The following is a 25388-nucleotide window of genomic DNA, read 5'->3' as shown; positions in this document are numbered from 1 at the left end:
CGGTGGCGGCGTCGGCGGCCTTCTTGATCTCAGGGGTTGGATATTTGCAGGCAACCCCTGAGATCAGACTACATCGTAAAAATGGCAAAGCTGTCAAATCACGTTTTCGCGCAGCTTCGCTTGAAAACCATTTCCAAGTAATAGGAAATACCCGCATTGCAACGCGATGCGCGATGGTCACGGCAACTTTGCGCGCGGCCTCTTCGTCCATGCCTTGCGAGTCTGGCCATTCTTTAAGCCATTGCTTTAGGCTGTCTCTGTCTTTGATATCTTTTGCGCTGATCATAGACGCAATTTGCGCATTGTTTCATCACGCAACAAGGGGATTTATGCGTACCACACCGCACGCACCCATTAACCATCTGTTAATAAATAATAAATGTTTCGCGCGCGAAACAGATCAGGCCTTATTCACCAACCCCTTAACCCACTTCACCAAGTAGATCACAGGCCAGCGCAAAACGCTCATCGCAGCCAACAAAACCAGCAAAGCAACCCAGACACCATTCTGCCAAAACACCAACCCCAATAACGGAACACCAAGCCCGATCAGCATATACGCATTGCGCCAGTGGTGGTCCTTGGACGGGAACATCGCTATCACGTTGGCCGTCACTAACCACAGCAAAGCCAAGACTAAAGACGTGCTCATTCCGGCAACTCCACGTGCTCACCGCGTGATTTTTTCCACAGGTATCGTAAAGGATTGCGAAACATTGATAGGAACGCGAGCATGCCAAGCACGAACCAGAACCAGCCGTGTTGATAGCCTATGAACGCAAGAAGTAGTGGCGCTGCGAGCAGCATAATCCCGGCAGGCCAATATTGACGCCGGATTGGCAACATCGCGACAACCGCCGCACAGAGCACATAAACCGCACCAGACATTAGTGACCAACTCATCCTACTGTTCCCCTGAATTTTCTAGAAAATTCGCGCCCCTAGCCCAAACGTGCAGGCAATTCATTGGCCCAAGCCGAGATCGTACCAGCGCCCAGACACACAACCATGTCGCCTGCGCTGGCTTGCTCTTTCACAAGCTTGGTCAAATCATCCTGCGTCGTGATAGAGCGCGCGTGGCGGTGTCCGTGACGGATCAGACCGGACACCAGATCATCGCGCGACGCGCCTTCAATCGGGTCTTCACCAGCGGCATAAATCTCGGTGATAGCCACCACATCAGCCTCGTTAAAGCAGGCGCAGAAATCTTCAAAGTGGTGATGCAAACGTGTGTAGCGATGTGGTTGATGCACAGCGATCACGCGCCCTTCGCAAGATTGACGCGCGGCTTTGAGCACAGCCGCAATCTCTGTCGGGTGATGGCCGTAATCATCAATGATCGTCACCCCATCCACTACACCGACTTTGGTAAAGCGACGGTTCACACCGCCAAAGGCCGCCAAGGCCTCGCGAATTTCCGGACCTGACATCCCAAGGTGACGCGCGGCAGCGACAGCGCTCAAAGCGTTAGAGACGTTGTGATCCCCAGGCATAGGCAAGGAACAGCCTTCGATCACTTGATCTTCATTTTGCAAATGAATATCGAAATGCGCCACACCTGCTTTGTAGTGAAGCCCCACGGCGCGCACATCAGCTTGCGCGTTAAAGCCGTAGGTCACAATGCGGCGGTCGGTGACTTTGCCCACAAGCGTCTGAACATCTGTATCATCGGTGCAGCAGATCGCGAGGCCATAAAACGGGATGTTAGAGACAAAATCGAGAAAGCCTTTGTGCAGGTTTTCCTCTGTGCCCCAATGCTCCATATGTTCAGGGTCGATATTGGTTACAATCGCAATTGTCGCCGGCAAGCGGTTGAACGTGCCATCGCTCTCGTCAGCCTCCACAACCATCCACTCGCCCTGCCCCATGCGCGCGTTTGAGCCGTAGGCGTGGATGATGCCACCATTCACAACTGTCGGGTCAAACTTGCCCGCATCGAGCAATGTCGCGACCATTGTGGTTGTTGTTGTCTTGCCGTGCGTTCCTGCAACGGCGATATTGAGCTTGAGACGCATCAACTCCGCGAGCATCTCTGCGCGGCGCACAACGGGCAAGCCGCGCAAGCGCGCTTCGTCCAGCTCCGGATTGCCCGGTTTGATCGCGGAAGAGATCACCACGACTTCGGCACTTTCCAGATTTTCTGCCTTTTGACCCACAAAGATATGCCCGCCCAGCTTTTCCAAACGCTCGGTAATGGGCGAACTTTTAAGATCAGAGCCTTGGACCACATAGCCATGGTTCAGCAACACTTCAGCGATACCAGACATGCCAATGCCCCCAATACCAACAAAGTGGATCGGCCCCACATCACCTGGAAGTTTCGTAGGTGGGCTAAGTGTGTGCGCTGCATTCATAGCAATGTCTTTCATGTACTTTGTGGGGTCGCGAGGGTCTCGACCAAGGCGACCAATTGTTCTGTAGCATCCGGCTTGCCGCAGCTCAGTGCGGCGTTGGCCATAAGTTGTGCCCCGTCTGGGTTGGTCAAAACAGAAGCAAGTTGCTCACTCAATGCTTCGACCGTGAATGTGCTCTCAGGCATCACGATTGCCCCACCCGCATCGCTCAGACCGCGTGCATTGGCGCTTTGATGATCCCCTGTTGCCGCGGCAAACGGCACGAGTATGGAAGGGCGTCCAATCACAGAGATGTCTGCCACTGACGAAGCCCCTGCACGGCTGATCACCAGCTGTGCTTCCGACATGCGGTTGGGCACATCATGAAAGAAGGGTTGCACGTCTGCATTGATACCATGTTCTGCGTAAAATTGTACGACACGCTCGCCGTCTTCATCACGCGCCTGATGGCTGACACGCAGGTTTTGCAAAATATCAAGCGGAAGGGCTGCGATTGCAGGCGGAACCACATCAGACAAGATGCGCGCCCCTTGCGAGCCGCCCATGACCAAAAGGCTCATTGGGTAATCGCCGGGAGGAATATAGCCTGCGCCCGCACGCTCTAACACCGTGCCGCGCACGGGGTTGCCCGTGTGCGCGGTATCGATGCCCTCGGGCAATTCTGTTGGCCACGTTCCACAGGCTACACCGCTTACACGTTTGGCAAAGACTTGGTTCACGCGGCCAAGAACACCGTTTTGCTCATGGATCATTCGAGGGCGTCTTAGGATCGTTGCCGCCGCGAGTGCTGGGATTGAGGGATAGCCGCCAAAGCCAACAACCACATCAGGCTTGTCGCCAAGCATCTTAAAGACAGAGCCGATAACGCCGCCTGCGATTTTCGGAATGACTGCTAGCTTGGCCAAAATTCCGCCTCGCGCGAAAGTGGCGCTGGCGATTTGCTCGATCTCTACCGTGTGAGGAAACCCGCCTGTGTAGCGTGCACCACGTGCATCGGTGCTCAGCTTTACGCGCCATCCTTTGCGCAACATTGCTTCTGCAAGCGCTTGAGCCGGAAACATATGCCCTCCGGTTCCGCCAGCCGCGATCACCAAAAGTGGCGCTTTTTCACTCATCACTTACGTCCTCTTAAAAGGTCACCGATCTCGCCTTGCGGGCGTGTGCGCGTGAACGCAAGCAACATGCCGACTGCGATGCCGCCTGCGATCAAGGAGGATCCACCGTAGCTCACGAAAGGAAGCGTCATGCCTTTGGCAGGCAGCAAGCGCACCGCAACGCCCATATTGATCATTGCCTGAACTGCAAACATGCAGGCGAGCCCTGTGCCAGCAAGGCGAATAAACGGATCGCGTTCACGCATGAGGCGCAAGAGCGAGCGCACGATAATGCTCGTGTACACCGCGATAATGCAGAGCACGAGGATGAGCCCATATTCTTCAGCAGCCACCGCGATTATGAAATCCGTATGCGCATCAGGAAGCGACCATTTTACTTCGCCTTCACCGACGCCAACACCAAAGAAACCACCCTCTCGAATGGCATTACTGGCGTATCCAAGCTGCGTGGTCGGATCCACATCCGTAGAGAGAAAGCCGTCGATACGGCGCGCGAAGTGCTCAGAGTTATTATAAGCGACCATGCCGCCCACAACGACGAGCCCTGCAATGGCCAAAAGGAGCGTCATGGGTGCACCTGCCACAAAATACATTACGCCCCAACCAAAAAGGATGAGAGCGGCTTGGCCAAAGTCGGGCTGCATCGCCAAGATCAAAACAATCGTAACAGCCAAGATGAAAGACCAAAGCCGTCCCGGAGGGCCGCCAATGTCTTGCGAAGCGGCCATCATCCAAGCAGCTACGACGATGAAACCGGGCTTGAGAAATTCAGAAGGTTGCACAGACGCAAAGCCAAGAGAATACCACCTGGTCGCCCCCTTGCCGAAGTCAGTGCCGAAAAAAGGAAGCAGGATCAGCGCAATGAACGCCGCGACAAAGCCCACAACCGCAAGACGACGCACGATAATCTGGCTCAGCATTGAAGTTATCAGCATCGCTGTCAGGGCGAGCCCGCCAAAGAAAGCTTGGCGCTGGACATAATGAAACGGTTCAAACCCGTTCTTAGCCGCAAGCGGCGGAGACGCCGCAAGCCCGAGCAAAAGCCCAATGCCGAAGAGAATAAGGATGCACGACATCGACCACTTGTCGACAGTGCGCCACCATTTTGGAAGGATCGGCTCGCCATCCCGTACGGGAACGCTGCCATATACCATTTCTGTCATAGATCACCGCTGATCGTTGCCTGTTGTGCCCTGTTTATCAGGATCTGATCCCACGTTTAGCGAATCAGCGCGATAATTGCCAGTGTTGTTTGTGAGACCCTGCGGAATGCCGCTAAGCGGCATGCTTGATAAGCATGGCTTGAAGCCATGCACTGTGCCTCCGGCGGAAGTTTAAAGGAAAGATGAAGCACTTGAGTTTAGCTGTGTTGTTGTGCATGTGAGAGTCATGGAATTTGATACGGTCATAATCGGTGCAGGCGCCGCCGGGATGATGTGCGCGGCGCATTCAGGTGGTCGCACGCTGGTCATCGATCACGCCAAAGCCGCGGGCGAAAAAATTCGCATCTCAGGAGGCGGACGTTGTAATTTCACAAATTTGGATGCCAAACCTGAGAATTTTATCTCTAAAAACCCTCATTTTTGCAAGTCTGCATTGAAGCGCTACACCCAATGGGACTTCATCGACTTGATGGCAAAGCATCAAATCGCATGGCACGAGAAAACTTTAGGTCAGCTGTTCTGTGACGGTTCAGCCAAGCAAGTCGTTGCGATGCTGCTACAAGAAATGCAGAGTGTTGGCGCTGAAATTTGGCTGAAAACCTCTGTCGCTTCAGTCGTGCGAAACGGTGACACTTTTGAACTGACCCTCAAACGCGAAGACACACAGATCAATGTGAGCTCGAAAAACTTGGTGCTCGCGAGTGGCGGAAAATCGATCCCAAAGATGGGGGCCACAGGGCTGGCGTATGAGCTTGCAACGCAATTCGGTTTAGAGCTGACAGATGTACGCCCTGCATTGGTGCCACTCACGTTTAGCGATCAAAGATATGCGCCTATTTCAGGGGTGAGCGCACCAGTGCGTGCAAGCGCGAACGGCACAGAGTTCGAAGAAGCCTGTTTATTCACGCATCGTGGGCTGTCCGGACCAGCGATTTTGCAAGCCTCCTCTTATTGGTGCGAAGGGGATGTTGTGTGCTTGGATCTGGATCCAGATGGGACGCTGTTTGAAATCCTAAGGACAGCGCGCCAAGAGCAAGGCAAACGCGATATCACAACCATTTTGACCCAGCAGTATCCTGCGCGATTGGTTCAACATTTAAGCGACGAGATGCAGATCAAAGGCCGCATTGGCGATCAATCTGACGCAGCCCTCGAGCAACTTTGCAGCCACCTTCGCAACTGGGAACAACGCCCAACAGGGAGCGAAGGGTATCGCACCGCCGAAGTTACACTGGGTGGGATTGACACTGATGGCCTTTCTTCAAAAACGATGGAAGCCAAAGCGGTCAAAGGGCTTTATGTGATAGGTGAAGCAATGGGCGTAACCGGTTGGTTAGGCGGATATAACTTCCAATGGGCATGGTCGAGCGGTTGGGCCGCAGGGACAGCGATTGCACAGCGAACAAGCTAGACTTTTGGGTCTGGGTTTTCCGTGTGTCCATCAACCGCAATCACTTGCCCGGAAACCATCTTGGCACCTTCACCAGCCAAAAATACCGCCATATTTGCGATGTCTTCTGCGCTGACAAATGCACCTAGAGAAGTGCCACTGGCATAACCCTTATAGACCTCATCGCGCGTCATGCCTTTTGCTTTGGCCTCGCGGTTAAGCACGCCTTCCATGCGCGGTCCTTCAACGGCACCAGGACAGATTGCGTTCGCGCGAATACCAAACGGACCAAGCTCCATCGCGAGGGTTTTCATCAGACCGATCACACCCCATTTTGCAGCCGCATAAGGCGCACGATTTGGATAGCCGTATTGCCCTGCGGTAGAGGAGGTCAGAATGATCGCGCCCCTGCCCGCCTGCTTCATCAACGGGCTTGCATATTTCGCTGTCAGAAATGCGCCACCAAGCGTGATGGCAAGGCATGTGTTCCAATCCTTGAGCGCGACGTCTTCGACTTTTGCAGTTGGCCCTGCGATGCCAGCGTTGGCACAGACCGCATCCAAACCGCCCCACACACGACTGATATCTTCGAAAAGCACGGCCATTTGCACCTCATCAGAGACGTCCACCTCGGAACGATGCCAATGCGTAGGGCACGCCGCCAGTGTGTTCGCATCAACATCTGTGACCCAAACCTGAAAACCAGCATTGTCAAAGGCTTGCCCCATCGCAAATCCGATGCCGCTTGCGCCCCCTGTAACAAGGACTGTTTTCACGCGCGCACACCCACAGAAGCGCCAGCCGCCTCGGGACGTGGCAGTGCGGCGTGACCTTGGGCGATGCGCGTGAGCGCCGTTTCGATGGCCCCACTCGGATTTGAAGGCCGGCGTGTTTCAAGGCTTACGTGAATCAGCATGTGCTCAGCCGTCGCCAAAAGACGAGTGCCTTCATACATCTCATGCCAAAGATGCATTTTTTTCCCCTCCCCGAGAAGAACTTGCGTTTTCACGTCGATCCGCGCACCTGCACGCACCTCATCGATGTGTCGAATGTGGGTTTCAGCCGTAAAATAGCTGCCGCCCGTGGCGATGTAGTCGCTGTCACAGCCAATCATTTCCATAAACTTATCAGTTGCATCCCCAAAGGCCTGCAAATACCGCGCTTCGTTCATGTGACCGTTGTAATCCACCCAATCGAGCGGAACGGTGCGCTTGGACGTGACGATTTGTTGGTGTTCATCAAGATCCGCAGCTTTGACATTCAAGCCATTCAGCTTGGCCAACTGTGCATCATGAGATTTCGCAGTCGCGCCAGCCCCCCAATCACCACCGCGCAAAGAACGGATAATTCCGACGAGGTTGGTATCGCGCACACGCTCAAGGTCGCGGGGTGTCAGTGCGCCAGATTGCGTGTCACATTGATCGCCGACCATTTCGACAAAGTCATCCGTCAACTCAGGCACATCCATCAGCTTGGTCCAAGGCCACTTGAGACACGGGCCGAACATCGCGAGCATCGCGCGCATGCCACCCTCGCCACCCGCAAGGTGGAACGTTTGCATTGTGCCCATTTGCGCCCAACGCAAGCCCGGACCATATGCGATTGCGGCGTCGAGTTCTTCGGCCGTTGCGACACCATCCTTGAGAAGCCACAGAGCTTCACGCCAGAGGGCTTCTTGAAGACGATCTGACAAAAACCCTTCGATCTCGACGCGGCAATGCAAAGGATGCATGCCAATCGACGAGTAAATCTCTTTGGCCTTTTCGATGTGTGCCTCATCAGTTTGCTTGCCTGCGACCAGCTCAACCAGCGGAAGCAAGTACACTGGGTTGAAAGGATGCGCGACGATCAGGCGTTCAGGATTTTTCAGCTCACTCTGAAGATCGCTGGGCATGATACCAGACGTCGAAGACGCGATAATGCCCGTCGTGTTAGCAGCTTCGATCTCGGCGTAGACCTTGTGTTTGACATCCAATCGCTCTGGAACGGCTTCGACGATTAACTCGCCCCCAGAAACGGCCTTTGCGATTGTATCACAATGGGTTATCGACCCTTCTTCGGGTAAAGCGATATCCGTAAGACCAGGCAGCGCACAGCGCGCATTTTCAAGGACAGCGTCAATCTTGCGCTGGGACTGCGGATCGGGATCAAAGATCTTCACGTCCCAGCCATTGAGCATAAAGCGCGCGGCCCAACCGCCGCCAATCACGCCGCCGCCGACGATCGCTGCTGTCTTGGTCATACCTTAATCCTATTTCTGAAGAACATCTTCTAGCTGTTTGATATCATATCCATTATTGGACAAAATGGTTTCGGCCAAAGCGCGCTGTTTCGCACTGATTTGGCGTGTGCGCGCGAGGATCCACCCGGTGGTTCCTTTAGGGTTTCCAACCACCGCGAGGCTATAGTCAGGTGCCACGTAAAGGACCCAGTAATCGCCGCGTGCAAACGGCAACCAAGGCACAAACGTCACAGACAAACGCCCCGGCGCTTCAACGCGCGCGCTGCCGTCTGCAATCGTGACTTTGCCATTCAGCGCGCCTTCGCGGCATGTATTCAACACGCGCACATCGCCATCTGGGCGCATGGAGTATTCTGCAGTGACTCCGACACAACCACGCTCAAAACGGTTCGGAAAGCGCGCGATTTCATACCACTTGCCAAGGTAACGGTTGAGATCGAGCGCTCCCTCCACTGCCATTGGAGCAGATGTGTCACGGTACTTCTCAGCACTCGCAGGTAGCGCGAGCGACATCAGCAAGATGACGGTGAATGCTTTTAGTATGAGACGCATTTGCGTTCTCCTATTTTGAAGGGGCGCGCTTGGTCAGACCAAGTTTTTCGCGCACAGCCTCAGGGCCAATCACGCGCGCACCCATGTTTTCGATAATTGTCACCGCGCGATCAACCAATTGTTCATTTGTTGCGAGTACGCCCTTATCGAGCCAGAGATTATCCTCAAGTCCGACACGTACGTTTCCACCCGCAAGAACCGACGCGGCCACATAAGCCATCTGATTACGTCCTAACCCGAAACCACTAAACGTCCAGTCGTCAGGAACATTGTTCACCATCGCCATGAAGGTATTTAGATCATCAGGGGCACCCCAAGGCACGCCCATGCAAAGCTGCACCAGCGCGGGGCTGTCTAACACACCGTCCGCGACAAGCTGTTTGGCGTACCATAGATGTCCGGTGTCAAATGCCTCGATCTCTGGTTTGACGCCTAGCTTGGTCATCATGCCCCCCATGGCAGTCAGCATACCGGGGGTATTGGTCATGACATAATCTGCTTCGGCAAAGTTCATCGTGCCGCAATCAAGGGTGCAAATCTCGGGCAAGCATTCCGCAATATGCGCGACGCGTTCTGTTGCACCGACCATGTCAGTCCCCGCAGCCGTCGGGAATGGCTTTTCCGCGCTGCCAAACATGATGTCCCCGCCCATACCAGCCGTTAGGTTTAGAACAACATCCACCTCCGCGTCGCGAATGCGGTCCGTCACTTCGCGGTAGTAGGTCAGATCACGCGAAGGTGCGCCACTTTCGGGATCACGAACATGACAATGCGCAACCGCTGCCCCTGCTTTGGCCGCTGCTATCGCACTATCTGCGATTTGCTTGGGCGAACGTGGCACATGTGGGCTGCGATCTTGCGTTCCGCCTGATCCGGTGACCGCACATGTGATGAAGACTTCTTTGTTCATAGTCAGGGGCATAGCGTGGCTCTTTGTTTGAAGATTTTCCCTAGCGTGCCGCGAAACCAAGACTTGCGAAACCACAAAAGCGACCTGATGCAAAATTCTTCGCCCTAGCCCTGCACTGAACGCAAAGCAGGCTTGCACGCACAGTGGTTGTTTGCGCTAACAGAACGGCCATATCTGCCTAAGACAAATAAACCAAAGGATATGGCAATGATTGCTTTTATTGAGACGATGAAGACCCGTGCACGCAAAGCGGCACAATATCATGCAACAGTTTCAGAACTGAAACGTCTGAGCATTCACGATGCGCTGGACTTGGACATTTATCACCGCGACATTCCAGAAATCGCGCGCAAAGCCGTCTACGGCTCTTAAGGCTTTGATTCGAGAGCCAAAAGCGCGCGTTTGCGCCAAAGCCCTCCCGCATAGCCCGTCAAAGTGCCATCCGCGCCGATGACGCGATGGCAGGGAATGAGAATGGCGATCTGATTGGCCCCATTCGCACGCGCAACCGCGCGCACAGCGTCGGGATTTCCCAAGCTTTCGGACAATGCCCCGTAACTGGTTGTGGTGCCAAAAGGCAGCTTGAGCAGAGCGTTCCAAACGGTTTTGGTGAACTCTGTTCCATGCAAAGCGAGCGCCACATCAAATTGTTCCAGCCCTCCGTCAAAATAGCGCGCTAATTGATCTAGCAAGGCGCGCGTGATCTTTGTTTGGCCAGGCGAAATCGCACCGATTTCAGCTCCTAACTTCTTCAATTCTTTTGGCAATTCCACACGATCTGCGAATTCCAAAAGATGAAGTTGTGCAGCATCGCAAACTGCCACCATTGTCCCCAGCGGTGTATTGATTGGGTGGGCAAACAGCTTAGAGACGCCTTTTTGAGGGCCCATCCAAGTGCTCAAAGCCCGATCAAAATCATGGGCCGTTTTGAACGCGGCCTCGATTTGGGGCAAGGGTTCTGGCCCCAAGTCAAAGCCAAGCTGCGTCACGCTTAATAAACCATCGGATGCTGATGATGCACTGCATTCAAAGCGTCCAAAACCTCTTGGCTTAACGTTACCTCAACAGATGCAAGGATATGCTTTAGTTGAGCCGTGCGAGTCGCTCCGAAAATCGCCGACGCCATGAAAGGACGCGTCCGGCACCATGCGAGCGCCATATGAACAGGGTCAAGTTCGTGCGTGCGCGCAACTTCTAGGTATGCATCAACCGCTGGGAACACACGATCAGACACACGCCCACCAAGTTCCGCAGAAATGGAGCGACGCGAGCCATCCGGAATGGCACCTTGTTGATATTTACCCGTCAACAGACCCGTCGCCAAAGGGGAAAAGGCAAGTAAACCAACGTCTTCATTGACACTTAGCTCTGCTAGGTCTGTGTCGTAGAGCCGACACAACAAAGAATACTCATTTTGAATAGAGGCCACGCGCGGCCCATGCCCTGCTTCGGACAAGCGCAGCCATTCAGATGTGCCCCAAGCGCTTTCATTGCTCAGACCAAACGCGCGGATTTTACCGGCATCTACAGCATCTTGCAGAGCACCAAGTGCACCCATCATGTCATCAAGCGTCTTTGCGCGATCTTGCTTGGAGGGATCAAAGGTCCAATTTTTGCGGAACATATAAGAGCCGCGATTGGGCCAGTGAAATTGATAAAGGTCGATGTAGTCCGTTTGCAAACGTTTGAGCGATCCCTCAATCGCTTCGGGAATGCTTTTGGCATTGATGTCAGCCCCGTCGCGCACATATTTGATGCCATTACCGGAATGTTTTGTTGCTAAAATCACCTCATCGCGGCGTTTTGACTCGGCAAACCAAGTACCCAAAACGCGTTCGCTATCCCCTTGCGTTTCAGCGCTGAGCGGGTTCACCGGATACATTTCGGCGGTATCAATGAAATTCAAACCCGCCTCGAGTGAAACATCAATTTGCTCATGCGACTCCGCTTCTGGGGTTTGGGTGCCAAATGTCATCGTGCCGAGGCAAAGCTCTGGCACCAGAATGCCAGTGCGGCCAAGTGGGTTCATTTTCATAGGGTAAGTCCTTGTTCAAAAGGCAATTTATTTACGGCGCACGCGAGGAACGCCAGTTTTACTCAGATCATATTCGGCCTCAGGATGGGGCGGCATACCATGGGTACGCTCCCAAAAGGCAAATCCGCCCAAACGTATGAATACAGGGATCGTCAGAAGTAACCCGACCACAAAGCCGCCCGCATGCGCCCAGTACGCCACGCCGCCAAGATCAGGGTCCGAGATCACGCCATTGCCGACTTGCAATAGGAACCAAACGCCCAGCATGATCCACGCAGGGATTGGGAATATTTTGAAAAATACGATCAATATCAACAGGATATCCACTTTCGCCTTGGGGAACAGCAAAAGATATCCACCCATAACACCCGCAATCGCACCCGAAGCACCGATGGTCACAACTTGCGACGCTGGCTCCACGATCCACTGCGCGAGGGCTGCGAAAACACCGCTTGCGAGGTAGAACAACAAAAACGGGATATGGCCCATCTCATCTTCCATATTGTCGCCAAAGATCCACAAAAACAACATGTTACCGCCGATGTGCATAATGCCACTGTGCAAGAACTGCGACGTCACAAGGCTGTAGTAATCCTGCCCCGCAGAAATTTGCGCGGGCACCATGCCCCATTCATAAAAGAACAGGTTCAACGCCCGCCCTTCCCCAAGACTGAGGTTAAAAGCGAGGAAAATTAACACGTTAATAACAATCAACGTGTAGGTGACATAGGGCCGACGCCCTGACGGGTTGTGATCGCGAATAGGTAGCATTTGGGCAGGCTGATGTTTGCCCGCCCAAACGTCAAGAGCACTTACGCATCTGGCGCGCTTTCTGCGAGCAAGGCCGCATTCCCGCCTGCGGCTGTCGTGTCCACGCAAAGATGTTGTTCTTCAAGAACGTAGCTCGCGTTTGGCATGCCGCTAAGCAACGGCAAAATTGCGCCATCACGTTTTGACAGAGCCTGTGCATACGCACGTTTTGATGTAACGTCGCCCCAAAAGAGCACACCGGAAATGCCTTGTATGTCGACCAAAGCATCGGGCGCGATCACACCCTGCGCGATAATTGCACGGCCGCCCAAGGCAATAACAGCCTCTTTTTGCGCAGTGGCAGCTTGCACACCTGGCCCCATGCAAAGAAACGGCGCACGCGCGTGGCGGCTCAATTGGTTCAATTCACCGGTTGGTCCAGGCAACACATCTTTCACAACTGACGGTGCATGTCTTTCAGCGTCTAGCGCTGCGTTAAGTTCATCCAAAGACATGTCACCATCTAAGGCCCCATCGCTTTGCAGTGCATCCACCTTGCGGAAACGCGACAAATATAGCGGACCACCTGCTTTTGGACCTGTCCCAGAAAGACCAGCACCGCCAAAGGGTTGCGAGCCAACAATCGCGCCGATCTGATTGCGGTTTACATAAATGTTGCCCGCTTTGATGCGCTCGGAAACGTGCTGTACCCGGTCATCGATGCGGGTTTGCAGGCCAAATGTCAGCCCATACCCGGTGTCGTTAATATCGTTAATGACTTGATCCAACTCACTGGCCTTGAAGCGCGCAATGTGAAGGATGGGACCAAATACTTCGCGCTCTAAATCTGCAATTCCGTTCACGTCAATCAAAGCAGGCGGCACGAAATGGCCCTTTTCCGGCTGGTCGAGCTCATACAAAACCCGCCCTTGGGCGCGCGCAGTTGCCACATAATCCGAGATTTGGATTTGCGCCTCTGCCTCAATAAGCGGACCGACGTCTGTACGAAGATCCCAAGGTGCTGAAAGGCACAATTCTTTCATCGCGCCGATCAACATTTCTTGCATCGTGTCGGCCACGTCTTCCTGGACATACAAGCACCGCAAAGCAGAGCAGCGTTGACCTGCAGATTGAAATGCGCTTTCGACAATTGCTGTGACCGCTTGTTCCGGCAATGCCGTACTATCGACGATCATCGCGTTAAGACCACCTGTTTCCGCCAACAAAGGCGCGTCCGGAGAGAGGTGTTTAGCCATGTTCGTGCGGATCAGCTTTGCGGTTTCGGTTGAGCCTGTGAATGCTACGCCGCCAATACGCGGATCGGACGTAAGCGCGGCCCCCACATCCCCTGCCCCAAGGATCAATTGCAAGGCTGCGCGCGGCACACCTGCTTCGTGCAGCAACGATACGGCAAAATGCGCGATCAAAGGTGTCTGCTCGGCGGGTTTCGCCAAAACTGCGTTGCCCGCAGCAAGCGCTGCGCTGATTTGACCTGTAAAAATGGCGAGCGGGAAGTTCCACGGCGAGATACATGTAAAGGTGCCGATGGGTGTCTCATTCGTCGTGCGTTCTGCATAGTAACGCAGGAAATCAACGGCTTCACGCAGCTCTCCGACACAATCAAGCAAGGTTTTACCGGCTTCACGTGCAAGCAACGCGAACAGTTCACCGTAGTGCTCTTCATAAAGATCAGCGGCCTTGTGCAAGATCGCGCGACATTCGGCTGGACCTTCGGACCAAGCCGACGCCCCGTTCAGCGCAGCTTCGATTTGTTGAGGCGAAGCAAGCGTCGCAGATCCAACAGTCTGATTTGGATCGTATGGATTGGAAACAGCGACGGTCTGGCCCGCTTGCGCCGCGTTTGCGATAAGCGAAGATGCCTGCCATTCATGCGTTTCAAAGGGTGCGCGCGCTGCCTCGATCCGTTCAAGATCTGGCGTATGGCTCAAATCGAATCCTTTGGAGTTCACACGCTCTGGTGCAAAAAGTTCGGGCCCCGTCGCAAGCCAATTGTCCGCGCTCAAAGCCGCTTCAAACGGGTCGACTGCAATCTCTTCGGGGCTGACATCCTCATCAACAATCTGGTTCACGAAAGAACTGTTTGCACCGTTTTCAAGCAAACGCCTAACGAGATAGGCCAGTAAATCGCGGTGCGCGCCGACAGGCGCATAGATACGACAACGGGTCTTTTGCGCGGCCATAACGATGGTGTGCATCGCCTCACCCATGCCATGAAGACGTTGAAATTCATAGTTCGAAGCATCCGCCGCCATATGCAAAATCGCGCTCACAGTGTGCGCGTTATGGGTTGCGAACTGTGGGTAAATCCGGTCAGTCATGCCCAGCAATTTGCGCGCGCAAGCGATATAGGACACGTCCGTCGCGGCTTTGGATGTGAAGACAGGAAAACCGCTAAGCCCTTCAACTTGGGCGCGTTTCACCTCTGTATCCCAGTAAGCGCCTTTGACCAAACGTACCATGATGCGGCGATCAAGACGTGTGGCGAGAGCATGCAAATGGTCAATCACAAAAGGCGCGCGCGGGCCGTAAGCCTGCACGACGACGCCAAACCCGTCCCACCCTTTAAGCGCTTTTTCACTGAGCACCGCTTCGATCACATCGAGCGAAAGCGTGAGGCGATCCGCCTCCTCTGCATCGATGTTAAGACCCATATTTGCCGATTTCGCCAAAAGCGCGAGAGAGCGTAGACGCGGTACGAGTTCTTCCATCACGCGTTCGCGTTGCGCCACTTCATAGCGCGGGTGCAAAGCGGATAGCTTTACGGAAATGCCGGGGTTTTCGCGGCTATCAGCTGAGTTGCACGCTTGAGCAATCGCAGAAATCGCGCGGCTGTAAGAAAGGTGATATCGCTTGGCATCAGCATCCGTTTTCGCCGCCTCACCCAACATATCATATGAATATGAAAAGCCCTTCGCTTCCATCTTGGAAGCCCGCTCCATAGCACTGACGATGGTTTCACCCAACACAAACTGACGGCCCATTTCCTTCATCGCGCGGCTGACCGCTTTGCGAATAACCGGCTCGCCCAAACGCTTGATCGCGCCGCGCAAATGCCCCACTGGCCCAGGCTGTTCGTCTTGCAAGACACGACCTGTCAACATCAACGCCCATGTGGACGCGTTCACCAAAGAGGATGCCGATTGCCCCAAATGCTGCCCCCAATCCGATGGCGCGATCTTGTCTTCGATCAACGCATCGATGGTTTCGGCGTCCGGCACGCGCAACAAAGCCTCGGCCAAACACATCAGCGCGACGCCTTCGTCGGTGGACAAACCATATTCAGCGAGAAAGACCTCCATCAAACCTGGATTATCTGCGCCGCGAATTTGAGTGATCAGTGCAGCGGCATCGCCAGAAATCGCTTTGCGATCTTGCGCTGTCAGCTGCGCCATATCGACAAGCGCTTCGACACGCTCAGATTGCTCGGCAAACGTATGCGCATCGATAGCGGGGTAACATGGAATATTGAGGGTCATTTTGCACACCTTCGCTTCAGGGTTTTTTTGCAGCTTATCCAAAACAGGCAATTAGTTTTGTTTGACTTGCGTCAGAATGCAAGTCATTTAGATCAAAATATAGGAGAAACTCGATGCAAATGAACCGCTCCGATCTGGACAGCTTTGACCGTAAGATTCTTGCCGTTGTCGCCGCCGAAGGGCGCATCAGCGTAACGGATCTCGCAGGTCGAATCGGATTGTCCAAATCACCGACGCAAACGCGCTTGAAGCGGCTTGAAGAACAAGGGATCATCAAAGGCTATCGCGCGATGTTGGACCCGATCCAACTGGGGCGCGAGCATGTCGCATTCGTAGAAATTCGCTTATCGGACACCCGCGAGAAAGCGCTGACCGCGTTTAACACAGCCGTTCTCGCCATCCCAGAAATTGAGCAAGCTCATCTGATTGCTGGTAATTTCGACTACCTCCTCAAAGTGCGCGTGCAAGATATGAGCAGTTACCGGCAAGTCTTGGCAGAAAAGCTATCGACCTTGCCACATGTCGCGAGCACATCGACTTATGTGGCGATGCAAGCGGTCAAAGAGGAAAGCAGCACTGCGCTTTAACAAAGGCTTTACTTGACGAATGACCATTTAACGCCATCATTGACCTCATGAAAAGCTACGTCATCGCCGCCCTCTTCGCCTGCACAGCAAGCAGCGCATTCGCACAATGCCCTGCGGCACCGGATCATTCGTTACAATTGAGCGAATTGATCACATCCGCACAAATCGCAACGGATGAACGCGCAGCGCAAGCAATCTCAAACCGGATGTGGGAACTTTGGGCAGATGCGCCAGACGCGCGGGCCCAAGCCTTTCTGGATGAAGGCATGTCGCGACGCGAGGGCTATGATTTCGCAGGCGCAATTTCTGTCTTTGAGGATCTTATCGCCTATTGCCCGAATTACGCCGAAGGCTACAATCAAAAGGCTTTCGCGCATTTTCTAAGACAGGAATATGACACGGCCCTGATTGAACTCGACAAAGCAATCGCACTGTCACCGAACCACATTGCCGCGATTTCAGGCAAGGCTTTAACCTTGATTGGCCTGCAACGTGACGAAGAAGCGCAGGTTGCACTGCGCAAAGCACTTGCGCTCAATCCATGGCTGAAAGAACGGCAGTTTTTAAAGGGCGAAATGCCCGCGACAAAAACAGATCTTTAGCCGCGTATTTTTTCCACATTACACGCCCTCTATTCGCATTGTGATCATTGCCAGAGGGCGCTAAAGATGTCGCTAAGGGTTGGACCTACGGGCTCAATCCGTCTGCGGGCGTGATGGAATGGTAGACATACCAGACTTAAAATCTGTTGGGCGAATGCCCGTGGGGGTTCGAGTCCCCCCGCCCGCACCACTTATTTTTAGGCGTGGAAATGCGGTTTTGCGCGAATAAACACAGATGCCAAAGGACTTGAGAATGCCAAATATGCAGCCAAACGATCTTCGTTCACGCCAATGGTTTAACAACCCTGAGAACCGCGAAATGACGGCGTTGTATTTGGAACGATATCTGAATTACGGGCTGACGCGCGAAGAACTGCAAAGCAACAAACCGATCATCGCGATTGCGCAGACGGGCAGCGATCTATCCCCTTGTAACCGCCACCATATCGAGCTGGCCAAGCGTGTGCGCGACGGCATTATTGCAGCGGGCGGTGTCCCTTTGGAAATGCCTGTGCATCCAATTCAGGAGACAGGGAAACGCCCGACCGCTTCGTTGGATCGCAACCTTGCGTATTTAGGCCTGGTCGAGACCTTGTATGGCTATCCTGTTGACGGTGTCGTGCTGACGATTGGCTGTGACAAGACGACCCCTGCTCTCCTTATGGCCGCCGCAACGGTTAACATTCCGGCGATCGCGTTGTCTGTTGGCCCAATGCTCAACGGTTGGTGGGACGGCGAACGCGCTGGCTCTGGCACGGTGATTTGGAAAGCGCGGGAAAAGCTTGCGTCAGGCGAGATTGATGAAGACGGCTTCATGGAAATCGCCGCCGCCTCTGCACCCTCTGTTGGATATTGCAACACGATGGGCACAGCGACCACGATGAATTCCTTGGCCGAAGGTTTGGGCATGCAGCTGCCTGGAAGTGCCGCGATTCCAGCGCCTTACCGTGAGCGTGGTCAAATCAGCTACGAAACAGGCAAACGTATCGTGGAGATGGTATGGGAAGATTTGCGTCCCTCAGACATCATGACCCGTGAGGCGTTTGAGAATGCGATTGTGATCAACTCTGCGATTGGTGGTTCCACCAATGCCCCTATCCATTTGAATGCCATTGCACGGCATTTGGGCGTCCCGTTAAGCAACGACGACTGGCAAAGCGTCGGCCATGACGTGCCGCTTTTGGTTAACCTTCAGCCTGCGGGTAAATACCTTGGCGAAGACTTCCACCGTGCGGGTGGCGTCCCTGCTGTGGTGAGTGCTTTGCTTGGTGACGGATTATTGCCGCACCCTGATTTGGTAACGGCCAACGGCAAAACTATAGGCGAAAACTGCGCTTTGCGCCCATCCACTAATGATGATGTGATCTTGCCAATTGCGGCACCTCTGAAAGAGGCCGCGGGCTTTATCAATCTCAAGGGCAACTTGTTTGACAGCGCAATCATGAAGACATCCGTGATCAGCCCAGCGTTTCGCAAGAGTTACCTGAGCAATCCCGATGATCTGAATGCCTTTGAAGGGCGTGCAGTGGTGTTTGACGGCCCCGAGGATTATCACCACCGGATCGATGATCCTTCTGAAAAGATTGATGAAAACAGCATACTCGTGATGCGCGGCGCAGGTCCCAAGGGATATCCGGGCGGCGCAGAAGTCGTGAACATGCGTGCGCCTGCGTATCTTTTGAAAGCTGGTGTGGAGGCACTGCCTTGCATCGGAGATGGTCGTCAGTCTGGCACATCTGGTTCGCCCTCGATCCTGAACGCAGCCCCAGAAGCGCCGGATAATGGTGGTCTTGCCGTGCTTCAAACGGGTGATACGATCCGCATCGACCTCAATGAGTTCAGCGCCAACATATTGATCTCCGAGGATGAATACGCGTCCCGACGTGAAGCTTTGATTGCAGCAGGCGGATTTGCGGTGCCAGAAAGCCAAACGCCTTGGCAGCAATATTTCCGCGAGTTGGTAGAGCCTTTCGACAAAGGCATGACATTGCGCGGCGCAGATAACTACAAAGACGTGGCGCGCAAAGGATTGCCGCGGGACAATCACTAAGCGTGCCACGGCCCAAGCGAGACCTGCAAAAGTCTGAACTGCGTGTTGATTTCGTCAGCGGTGCCGTCGCGCATCGTTTGCGTTTTGGTGGTGGGCGCGGTCAGGACTTGGCCAAAGCGATGGGGTTTCGCTCTGGTAAAACCCCGCAAGTCATTGATGCAACAGCAGGTTTAGGACGCGATTCATTCTTGCTCGCGTCTTTGGGCGCTCAGGTCACAATGATCGAACGCTCCACGCGTATGCACGAACTCCTGCAAGCAGGAATGGAGGACGCGCGGCTTCAGGGCGGTGTGTTCGCTGACATTATCGCGCGCATGACTTTGCTGAATGGGGACGCAAAAGACTTGCTCCCGACGCTTTCTGGCGAAGCCATTTTGATCGACCCTATGCATCCGCCACGCAAAACCACCGCCCTCGTGAAGCAAGAACTGCGCCAAGTACGCGAGATTGTAGGAACAGACGAAGACGCCGCTGACTTGATGCGCGTTGCGTTAAAACATGCGCGCCAAAGGGTGGTTCTGAAGTGGCCCGCCAAGGGTGATCCAATTGAAGGCATTCCAAGCTGTTCGCATCAAATCCTCGGAAAATCAACACGTTACGATGTATTCATGACGAACTAAAGACAAGGGCTGCCCATGAAAAGGCAGCCCTTTGAAACTTTACTCAGCAGCAATCGCGTAGTCTTCCATGGGCGGGCATGTGCAGGTTAGATTGCGATCCCCCCAGACATTATCGACGCGGTTCACAGGTGGCCAATATTTGTCTACGCGGAACGCACCGGGGGGGAAGCAACCGACCTCACGCGTGTACGGCCGGTCCCAGTCTTTCACCAAATCTTCCATCGTGTGCGGTGCGTTTTTGAGCGGGTTGTTGTCCCCATCAATCTCACCTGCTTCGATCTGGGCAATCTCTGCGCGGATGGCGAGCATGGCGTCACAAAAGCGATCTAACTCGGCTTTGGTTTCAGACTCCGTCGGTTCGATCATCAATGTGCCTGCAACAGGCCAGCTCATCGTTGGGGCGTGAAAACCGCAATCAATCAAACGCTTAGCGATGTCGTCCACCGTTACATGCGCACTGTCCGCAAAGGGGCGAGTGTCGATGATGCACTCATGTGCAACGCGACCTGTCGGACCTTTGTAGAGCACATCAAACGCGCCCTCTAACCGTTTGGCGATGTAGTTGGCATTCAAGATCGCAACGCGCGTAGCTTGGGTCAGACCATCGCCGCCCATCATCAAACAGTAGGCCCATGAGATCGGCAACAACGACGGCGAGCCGAAAGGCGCGGCAGAAACAGCGCCCTCACCACCATTCGGATCACCTGGGAGATGTTCGATAAGATGTGACTTCACACCAATCGGACCCATGCCCGGACCACCGCCGCCGTGCGGGATGCAGAAGGTCTTGTGCAGGTTCAGGTGGCTCACATCACCGCCCAGATCACCGGGGCGGGACAGGCCCACCATCGCGTTCATGTTGGCACCGTCGATATAGACCTGACCACCCGCGTCATGGGTGATCTTGCACACGTCGATCACAGTTTCCTCGAAAACGCCGTGCGTGGACGGATATGTGATCATGCAAGCAGCAAGTTTTTCCTTATGCTCTGCTACTTTCGCGCGAAAATCATCGAGGTCAATGTCGCCGCGGTCATTGCATTTCACGGGAACCACTTTCCAACCCACCATCTGCGCAGAGGCAGGGTTGGTGCCATGTGCGTTCATCGGGATGATGCAAATATTGCGATGGTCCTGCCCTTGCGAGCGGTGATAGCTGGCAATGCTGAGCAGTCCTGCATATTCGCCCTGCGCGCCAGAGTTCGGCTGCATGGAAATCGCATCGTAACCCGTCACATCGCAAAGTTTCGACGAAAGATCCTCGATCATCTCATAGTAGCCTGCCGCCTGATCTTTGGGGATATAAGGGTGGAGCAACGAGAATTCATCCCAGCTGACAGGCATCATTTCGGCGGCGGAATTGAGCTTCATCGTGCATGAGCCTAGCGGGATCATCGCGCGATCAAGGGCCAGATCACGATCCGCAAGACGACGCATGTAGCGCATCATTTCGGTCTCTGCGCGGTTCATGTGGAACACGGGGTGCGTCAGGTATTCAGACGTGCGGATCAGCTTTTCGGGCATGTGATAGTGCGGCGTGTAATCCTTATCCTCTTGGGTGATGCCAAAGGCGCGCCAGACGGATTCGATCGTTTCTGAGCGTGTGCGCTCGTCCAGCGTGATGCCGACTTTGGTTTTGCCGACGGCGCGCAGGTTTATGCCCTCGTCCACAGCGGATTTCATAACGGCAGATTGCAGCGGGCCGACGTCCACAGTGATCGTGTCAAAGAAGGCGGAGGGTTCAGAATGAAACCCGTTCTGGCGGAGCGTTTCGGCCAGACGCGCGGTCTTGCGATGGATGCGCTGCGCGATAGCCTTAAGCCCTTCGGGACCATGGAATACAGCGTAGAAACCGGCCATGACGGCAAGCAATGCCTGCGCGGTACACACATTCGACGTCGCCTTTTCACGGCGAATATGCTGTTCGCGGGTCTGGAGCGACAAGCGGTAAGCACGGTTGCCATGGCTGTCGATGGACACGCCGACAATGCGGCCCGGCATGTTGCGCGCATAAGCTTGCTTAGTCGCCATATAGGCGGCGTGTGGTCCGCCGTAGCCGACAGGCACGCCAAAACGCTGGGTCGAACCGACAGCAATGTCAGCCCCCATCGCGCCCGGCTCTTTGAGCAAAGTCAATGCCATAGGGTCTGCGGCGATGATGCCGATCGCTTTGGTGTCGTGGAGCTTGGCGATGTCGTCAGTGAAGTCGCGCAAGTGGCCGTGCGTGCCCGGATATTGGAAAATAGCACCAAAGATCTCGCTCGCATCCATATCGTCGGGTTTACCGATTGTGATCTCGATCCCCAAAGGTGCCGCGCGGGTTTTCATCACGGCGATGTTTTGCGGATGACACCCTTCATCGATGAAAAAGCCCTTCACTTTCGATTTGGACACGCGCTGCGCCATCGTCATCGCTTCCGCACAAGCGGTTGCTTCGTCGAGCAAAGACGCGTTGGCAATCTCGAGGCCCGTCAAATCACTGACCATGGTTTGGAAGTTCAACAAAGCTTCGAGACGCCCTTGTGAAATCTCCGGCTGATAAGGCGTGTAGGCCGTGTACCACGCAGGGTTTTCAAAGATATTGCGTTGGATCGCAGGCGGCGTAACAGTGCCGTGATAGCCCTGCCCGATCAGCGATGTCAGGACCTTATTCTTTTGCGCTGTCACCTTCATGTGGTGTAGCAATTCGCGCTCTGACTTGGCCTTGCCAAAGTCCAAAGGCGCAGCCTGTCGGATCGACTTAGGCAAAGTGTCATCAATTAGATCAGCAAGGTCTTTCGCCCCCACCACGTCCAACATTTCGGCCATCTCAACAGGGGATGGACCGATATGACGGCGGTTGGCAAAATCATAAGGTAGATAGTCGGTGGGGGTGAAGGTCATTGACGTGATCCTTTAAGCGATGAACTTTTTGTAGCCAGCTTCGTCCATGTAATCGTCCATTTGGGACGCATCAGACGGCTCAATTTTGACGAACCAACCAGCACCAATCGCGTCTTCATTGGCGAGTGCCGGGTTTTCGCCCAAAGCTTCGTTCACCTCGATAATTTCGCCATCAATCGGCGCGAGGATGTCGGAGGCGGCTTTGACGGATTCGATCACAACGATCTCGTCATCCTTGGTGACGGTGGTGCCGACTTCGGGCAGTTCCACGAAGACGATATCGCCAAGCTGCTCTGTCGCGTGCTCTGTGATACCGATCACCACGCCGTCATCTTCTACGCGCAGCCATTCGTGCTCTTCTGTGTATTTCATTTGTCTTACTCCCTGTTATCGTTTGAAATTTGCCGGTGTGAAGGGCAGTTTTGTGATTGTGAGTGGCAAGCGTTTGCCGCGCAATTCGCCGTATATTGTGGTGCCAATTGCGCTGTGATCTGTGCTGATGAGACCCATAGCGACAGGGCCACCGACTGTGGGACCGAAGCCGCCAGAGGTGATTGTGCCGATTGATGTTTTGGCTTCTGGCGTGGCAAAAAGCTCGACGCCTTCGCGCATTGGCGCGCGCCCTTCTGGTAGCAATCCGACGCGCTTGCGTGGTGCACCCTGCTCCATCTGAGCCGCGATCACATCGGTGCCGGGAAAACCACCTGCGCGCGCGCCGCCTGTCCTGCGCACCTTTTGGATCGCCCAAGTCAGCGCGCCTTCAACAGGCGTCGTAGAGGTGTCGATGTCGTGGCCATACAAACATAACCCACCTTCAAGGCGCAACGAATCCCGCGCGCCGAGACCGATGGCTTCGACGTCGTTATGTTCAAGAAGCGCAAGCGCGAGCGCTTCGGCGTCGATGTTGGGAACTGAGATTTCATAACCATCTTCGCCAGTGTAGCCAGACCGCGAAACCCAGCACTCAAAACCATTCAATGAAAGCGTTGCGACGTCCATGAATGTCATCTCAGCCGCTTTTGGGTCAAGCGCGCTGAGCACGGCCTCAGATGCGGGGCCTTGCAACGCGAGGAGTGCGCGATCGGTGATTTCGGTGACGGTCACCTCAGGCTCTAGATGGGTCTTCATATGGGCGATGTCAGCCCCTTTGCAGGCGGCATTCACTACGACAAAAATGTGATCGCCACGATTGGCGAGCATCAGATCATCCATAATGCCGCCTTGATCGTTGGTGAACATTCCGTAACGCTGACGATCTACACCAAGACCGATGATATCAACGGGGATCAAACGCTCCAGCGCTTGCGCCGCACCTGCGCCGCTGACCTTCACCTGACCCATGTGGCTTACGTCAAACAAGCCAGCTTTCTCGCGGGTGTGAACGTGTTCTTTCATGACACCCAGCGGATACTGCACCGGCATGGAATAACCCGCGAAAGGCACCATTTTCGCACCAAGGCGCACATGCAAATCATGTAGTGGGGTTTCCAAAAGTTCTGACATAGCGCGCCCTCTTTTTAGCTTCGCCGTCTGCTTTGGATCAAAGACTGCGGCACCACATTTTGCACGCGAAATACTCGCGCACGTGATGCCCCCTCTGTCAGTTTGCCTGAGATCGCTATCCCTTCGGCGGACGCATGCGCGCCTCTCTCCAGAGTCTGTATGACAGTAAAGGTCCCTTGGCCTGAGAGTTTCCGGGGCGGTTGCTCCTTCGGCACCAGCGATGCTGGTTCTCCCGATACTGCTGTGTGTCACTTGCGCCTTAAGCGCGTAGTTTGTCAAGAATGTATGCGATAGAATACGCAAAAAGTCGGGCGTACAGCAGCACGCCCGACTTAAAGTGTTACATTAAGAAGCTGCCTTAACCGCACGGCCTGCCATGACTTTCACAAGATGCGCGCGATACTCGGCACTCCCGTGCAGGTCTTCGATCAGGTTGTCAGAACTTGCGCTCAACCCGTCCAAAGCATCCGCTGAGAAGTTCGCGCTGAGCTCGGCTTCCGCTTCGGTCCAACGGAACACGCCCTCGTTGGAGGCACCTGTCACAGCGACTCGCACGCCATCTGCGTATTTGGCGACAAAGACGCCAACCAATGCGAAGCGCGACGCAGGCTGCACGAATTTCTCGTAATGCGCTTTTTCCGGGATCGGGAAAGTGACGCCAGTGATGATCTCGCCCTCTTCCAAAGCCGTGTCGAACATGCCTTGGAAATAGTCGTCCGCCGCGATTGAACGGGCATTGGTGGTGATCGTTGCACCGGACGCGAGAGCCGCCGCAGGGTAGCACGCAGAGGGGTCATTGTTGGCGAGCGAGCCGCCAATCGTGCCACGGTTGCGCACGGCTGGATCCCCGATATTTGCTGCCAAAGCCGACAACGCTGGATAGCTGCCGTCTGCTGCGACAGCGGCATGGTTTGTTGCCCCACCGATGGTTATTTTGCCACCCGCGGAGTCGATCTCAGCCATATCAGTGATACCCGTCAAGCTAACCAGAGTTGTAGGCGAAGCCAGACGTGCTTTCAGCGTTGGTATCAGTGTTTGACCACCGCTGAGCGCTTGGGCTTCATCGCCCCCAAGTGCCGCAACCGCGTCGGCCACAGATGTCGGGCGTTCAATGTTGAATGAATACATGTCCGCT

24 protein-coding genes, 1 tRNA gene and 1 riboswitch are annotated in these 25388 nt (G+C 54.5%); of the genes, 7 read left to right on the top strand and 18 right to left on the bottom strand.

The genetic code is table 11. The features are described from left to right. The 6 genes from PFRI_RS21445 to ftsW form a co-directional block, all read right to left on the bottom strand. Nucleotides 1-286 (bottom strand): hypothetical protein (locus tag PFRI_RS21445; RefSeq protein WP_217653398.1); only part of this gene is annotated, 286 nt, incomplete at its 3' end. 114 nt (nucleotides 287-400) lie between these two features. Further along, nucleotides 401-652, bottom strand: a complete 252-nt coding sequence (locus PFRI_RS00790; RefSeq protein ID WP_072628862.1) for a DUF2484 family protein — start codon at nucleotides 650-652, stop codon at nucleotides 401-403. Then, entirely contained in the window at nucleotides 649-903 is a 255-nt protein-coding gene (locus PFRI_RS00785; RefSeq protein ID WP_072628861.1) for a DUF2484 family protein, read from the bottom strand. The genes PFRI_RS00790 and PFRI_RS00785 overlap by 4 nt, the downstream gene beginning before the upstream one ends. A 38-nt stretch (nucleotides 904-941) precedes the next feature. Further along, nucleotides 942-2354, bottom strand: coding sequence for a UDP-N-acetylmuramate--L-alanine ligase (murC, locus tag PFRI_RS00780; protein WP_072628860.1), 1413 nt, complete (start codon nucleotides 2352-2354; stop codon nucleotides 942-944). A gap of 11 nt (nucleotides 2355-2365) precedes the next feature. Further along, a complete protein-coding gene (locus tag PFRI_RS00775) occupies nucleotides 2366-3469 on the bottom strand; it encodes a UDP-N-acetylglucosamine--N-acetylmuramyl-(pentapeptide) pyrophosphoryl-undecaprenol N-acetylglucosamine transferase (protein ID WP_072628859.1) in 1104 nt (367 codons plus the stop codon). After that, nucleotides 3469-4632: a putative lipid II flippase FtsW gene (gene ftsW, locus PFRI_RS00770; protein ID WP_072628858.1), complete on the bottom strand. Its 1164-nt coding sequence runs from the start codon at nucleotides 4630-4632 to the stop codon at nucleotides 3469-3471. The genes PFRI_RS00775 and ftsW overlap by 1 nt, the downstream gene beginning before the upstream one ends. Before the next feature lie 226 nt (nucleotides 4633-4858). Here ftsW and PFRI_RS00765 point away from each other — a divergent pair, with 226 nt between their 5' ends. Further along, on the top strand, nucleotides 4859-6043 hold the full coding sequence (locus PFRI_RS00765) for a BaiN/RdsA family NAD(P)/FAD-dependent oxidoreductase (protein WP_072628857.1): 1185 nt from the start codon (nucleotides 4859-4861) through the stop codon (nucleotides 6041-6043). Here the strand turns inward: PFRI_RS00765 and PFRI_RS00760 are convergent. Genes PFRI_RS00760 through bcoG form a run of 4 tightly spaced genes read right to left on the bottom strand, consistent with a single transcriptional unit; the run spans nucleotide 6040 to nucleotide 9738 of the window. Then, complete coding sequence (locus PFRI_RS00760) at nucleotides 6040-6798, bottom strand: SDR family oxidoreductase (protein WP_072628856.1); 759 nt, start codon at nucleotides 6796-6798, stop codon at nucleotides 6040-6042. The two genes, PFRI_RS00765 and PFRI_RS00760, sit on opposite strands and share 4 nt — an antisense overlap. Beyond that, entirely contained in the window at nucleotides 6795-8264 is a 1470-nt protein-coding gene (locus PFRI_RS00755; RefSeq protein WP_072628855.1) for a carnitine 3-dehydrogenase, read from the bottom strand. The genes PFRI_RS00760 and PFRI_RS00755 overlap by 4 nt, the downstream gene beginning before the upstream one ends. Before the next feature lie 9 nt (nucleotides 8265-8273). After that, nucleotides 8274-8816 (bottom strand): lipocalin family protein, encoded by a 543-nt coding sequence (locus PFRI_RS00750; RefSeq protein ID WP_084649545.1) that lies wholly within the window; start codon nucleotides 8814-8816, stop codon nucleotides 8274-8276. A 10-nt stretch (nucleotides 8817-8826) separates the two neighbouring features. Continuing rightward, the gene (bcoG, locus tag PFRI_RS00745; protein ID WP_072628854.1) at nucleotides 8827-9738 is read right to left on the bottom strand and encodes a 3-dehydrocarnitine:acetyl-CoA trimethylamine transferase BcoG; all 912 of its coding nucleotides are present in this window, start codon (nucleotides 9736-9738) and stop codon (nucleotides 8827-8829) included. Nucleotides 9739-9933: 195 nt separating this feature from the next. On the opposite strand from bcoG, the gene PFRI_RS21230 reads away from it, so the two are divergent. Beyond that, on the top strand, nucleotides 9934-10098 hold the full coding sequence (locus PFRI_RS21230; protein WP_170124830.1) for a hypothetical protein: 165 nt from the start codon (nucleotides 9934-9936) through the stop codon (nucleotides 10096-10098). Here PFRI_RS21230 and PFRI_RS21775 read toward each other — a convergent pair. Genes PFRI_RS21775 through putA form a run of 4 tightly spaced genes read right to left on the bottom strand, consistent with a single transcriptional unit; the run spans nucleotide 10095 to nucleotide 16008 of the window. Then, nucleotides 10095-10715: a methylated-DNA--[protein]-cysteine S-methyltransferase gene (locus PFRI_RS21775; protein WP_072628853.1), complete on the bottom strand. Its 621-nt coding sequence runs from the start codon at nucleotides 10713-10715 to the stop codon at nucleotides 10095-10097. The two genes, PFRI_RS21230 and PFRI_RS21775, sit on opposite strands and share 4 nt — an antisense overlap. 2 nt (nucleotides 10716-10717) lie before the next feature. Then, on the bottom strand, nucleotides 10718-11761 hold the full coding sequence (locus PFRI_RS00735; protein ID WP_072628852.1) for an aldo/keto reductase: 1044 nt from the start codon (nucleotides 11759-11761) through the stop codon (nucleotides 10718-10720). A gap of 27 nt (nucleotides 11762-11788) precedes the next feature. Further along, nucleotides 11789-12532: a rhomboid family intramembrane serine protease gene (locus tag PFRI_RS00730; protein ID WP_072628851.1), complete on the bottom strand. Its 744-nt coding sequence runs from the start codon at nucleotides 12530-12532 to the stop codon at nucleotides 11789-11791. A 41-nt stretch (nucleotides 12533-12573) separates the two neighbouring features. Continuing rightward, entirely contained in the window at nucleotides 12574-16008 is a 3435-nt protein-coding gene (gene putA, locus PFRI_RS00725; RefSeq protein WP_072628867.1) for a bifunctional proline dehydrogenase/L-glutamate gamma-semialdehyde dehydrogenase PutA, read from the bottom strand. 113 nt (nucleotides 16009-16121) lie between these two features. Here putA and PFRI_RS00720 point away from each other — a divergent pair, with 113 nt between their 5' ends. The 5 genes from PFRI_RS00720 (at nucleotide 16122) to PFRI_RS00700 (ending at nucleotide 19867) form a co-directional block, all read left to right on the top strand. Then, nucleotides 16122-16595, top strand: a complete 474-nt coding sequence (locus PFRI_RS00720; RefSeq protein ID WP_072628850.1) for an Lrp/AsnC family transcriptional regulator — start codon at nucleotides 16122-16124, stop codon at nucleotides 16593-16595. A gap of 47 nt (nucleotides 16596-16642) precedes the next feature. Further along, a complete protein-coding gene (locus PFRI_RS00715) occupies nucleotides 16643-17197 on the top strand; it encodes a tetratricopeptide repeat protein (protein WP_072628849.1) in 555 nt (184 codons plus the stop codon). A 104-nt stretch (nucleotides 17198-17301) separates the two neighbouring features. Beyond that, nucleotides 17302-17387: transfer RNA gene (locus PFRI_RS00710), tRNA-Leu, on the top strand. A 63-nt stretch (nucleotides 17388-17450) separates the two neighbouring features. Beyond that, on the top strand, nucleotides 17451-19247 hold the full coding sequence (locus tag PFRI_RS00705) for an IlvD/Edd family dehydratase (RefSeq protein ID WP_111445405.1): 1797 nt from the start codon (nucleotides 17451-17453) through the stop codon (nucleotides 19245-19247). A 2-nt stretch (nucleotides 19248-19249) separates the two neighbouring features. Continuing rightward, on the top strand, nucleotides 19250-19867 hold the full coding sequence (locus tag PFRI_RS00700; protein WP_245812180.1) for a class I SAM-dependent methyltransferase: 618 nt from the start codon (nucleotides 19250-19252) through the stop codon (nucleotides 19865-19867). A 39-nt stretch (nucleotides 19868-19906) separates the two neighbouring features. On the opposite strand, the gene gcvP is transcribed toward PFRI_RS00700, so the two are convergent. The 4 genes from gcvP to PFRI_RS00680 all read right to left on the bottom strand — a co-directional run bounded on the left by gcvP (nucleotide 19907) and on the right by PFRI_RS00680 (nucleotide 25381). Continuing rightward, nucleotides 19907-22750: an aminomethyl-transferring glycine dehydrogenase gene (gene gcvP, locus PFRI_RS00695; protein WP_072628847.1), complete on the bottom strand. Its 2844-nt coding sequence runs from the start codon at nucleotides 22748-22750 to the stop codon at nucleotides 19907-19909. Nucleotides 22751-22762: 12 nt separating this feature from the next. Beyond that, the gene (gcvH, locus tag PFRI_RS00690; protein ID WP_072628846.1) at nucleotides 22763-23122 is read right to left on the bottom strand and encodes a glycine cleavage system protein GcvH; all 360 of its coding nucleotides are present in this window, start codon (nucleotides 23120-23122) and stop codon (nucleotides 22763-22765) included. 15 nt (nucleotides 23123-23137) lie between these two features. Continuing rightward, nucleotides 23138-24253, bottom strand: coding sequence for a glycine cleavage system aminomethyltransferase GcvT (gene gcvT / locus PFRI_RS00685; RefSeq protein ID WP_072628845.1), 1116 nt, complete (start codon nucleotides 24251-24253; stop codon nucleotides 23138-23140). Between the two features lie 159 nt (nucleotides 24254-24412). Further along, nucleotides 24413-24498: riboswitch (glycine riboswitch) on the bottom strand. 100 nt (nucleotides 24499-24598) lie between these two features. Then, nucleotides 24599-25381, bottom strand: coding sequence for an FAD binding domain-containing protein (locus PFRI_RS00680; RefSeq protein WP_072628844.1), 783 nt, complete (start codon nucleotides 25379-25381; stop codon nucleotides 24599-24601). Nucleotides 25382-25388 lie beyond the last annotated feature (7 nt).

This window comes from Planktotalea frisia (assembly GCF_001890925.1).
Lineage (GTDB): Bacteria > Pseudomonadota > Alphaproteobacteria > Rhodobacterales > Rhodobacteraceae > Planktotalea > Planktotalea frisia.
This window is presented reverse-complemented; position numbering and strand designations above follow the sequence as displayed.

What these genes read in the sequence shown, in the direction of transcription:
- murC (WP_072628860.1), bottom strand. Translation starts at nt 2,354, where the DNA reads ATGAATGCAGCGCACACACTTAGCCCACCTACGAAACTTCCAGGTGAT.
- PFRI_RS00730 (WP_072628851.1), bottom strand. Translation starts at nt 12,532, where the DNA reads ATGCTACCTATTCGCGATCACAACCCGTCAGGGCGTCGGCCCTATGTC.
- PFRI_RS00750 (WP_084649545.1), bottom strand. Translation starts at nt 8,816, where the DNA reads ATGCGTCTCATACTAAAAGCATTCACCGTCATCTTGCTGATGTCGCTC.
- bcoG (WP_072628854.1), bottom strand. Translation starts at nt 9,738, where the DNA reads ATGCCCCTGACTATGAACAAAGAAGTCTTCATCACATGTGCGGTCACC.
- ftsW (WP_072628858.1), bottom strand. Translation starts at nt 4,632, where the DNA reads ATGACAGAAATGGTATATGGCAGCGTTCCCGTACGGGATGGCGAGCCG.
- PFRI_RS00705 (WP_111445405.1), top strand. Translation starts at nt 17,451, where the DNA reads ATGCCAAATATGCAGCCAAACGATCTTCGTTCACGCCAATGGTTTAAC.
- PFRI_RS21230 (WP_170124830.1), top strand. Translation starts at nt 9,934, where the DNA reads ATGATTGCTTTTATTGAGACGATGAAGACCCGTGCACGCAAAGCGGCA.
- PFRI_RS00715 (WP_072628849.1), top strand. Translation starts at nt 16,643, where the DNA reads ATGAAAAGCTACGTCATCGCCGCCCTCTTCGCCTGCACAGCAAGCAGC.
- gcvP (WP_072628847.1), bottom strand. Translation starts at nt 22,750, where the DNA reads ATGACCTTCACCCCCACCGACTATCTACCTTATGATTTTGCCAACCGC.
- PFRI_RS00755 (WP_072628855.1), bottom strand. Translation starts at nt 8,264, where the DNA reads ATGACCAAGACAGCAGCGATCGTCGGCGGCGGCGTGATTGGCGGCGGT.
- PFRI_RS00765 (WP_072628857.1), top strand. Translation starts at nt 4,859, where the DNA reads ATGGAATTTGATACGGTCATAATCGGTGCAGGCGCCGCCGGGATGATG.
- PFRI_RS00790 (WP_072628862.1), bottom strand. Translation starts at nt 652, where the DNA reads ATGAGCACGTCTTTAGTCTTGGCTTTGCTGTGGTTAGTGACGGCCAAC.
- PFRI_RS00680 (WP_072628844.1), bottom strand. Translation starts at nt 25,381, where the DNA reads ATGTATTCATTCAACATTGAACGCCCGACATCTGTGGCCGACGCGGTT.
- PFRI_RS00775 (WP_072628859.1), bottom strand. Translation starts at nt 3,469, where the DNA reads ATGAGTGAAAAAGCGCCACTTTTGGTGATCGCGGCTGGCGGAACCGGA.
- putA (WP_072628867.1), bottom strand. Translation starts at nt 16,008, where the DNA reads ATGACCCTCAATATTCCATGTTACCCCGCTATCGATGCGCATACGTTT.
- PFRI_RS00735 (WP_072628852.1), bottom strand. Translation starts at nt 11,761, where the DNA reads ATGAAAATGAACCCACTTGGCCGCACTGGCATTCTGGTGCCAGAGCTT.
- gcvT (WP_072628845.1), bottom strand. Translation starts at nt 24,253, where the DNA reads ATGTCAGAACTTTTGGAAACCCCACTACATGATTTGCATGTGCGCCTT.
- gcvH (WP_072628846.1), bottom strand. Translation starts at nt 23,122, where the DNA reads ATGAAATACACAGAAGAGCACGAATGGCTGCGCGTAGAAGATGACGGC.
- PFRI_RS00720 (WP_072628850.1), top strand. Translation starts at nt 16,122, where the DNA reads ATGCAAATGAACCGCTCCGATCTGGACAGCTTTGACCGTAAGATTCTT.
- PFRI_RS00785 (WP_072628861.1), bottom strand. Translation starts at nt 903, where the DNA reads ATGAGTTGGTCACTAATGTCTGGTGCGGTTTATGTGCTCTGTGCGGCG.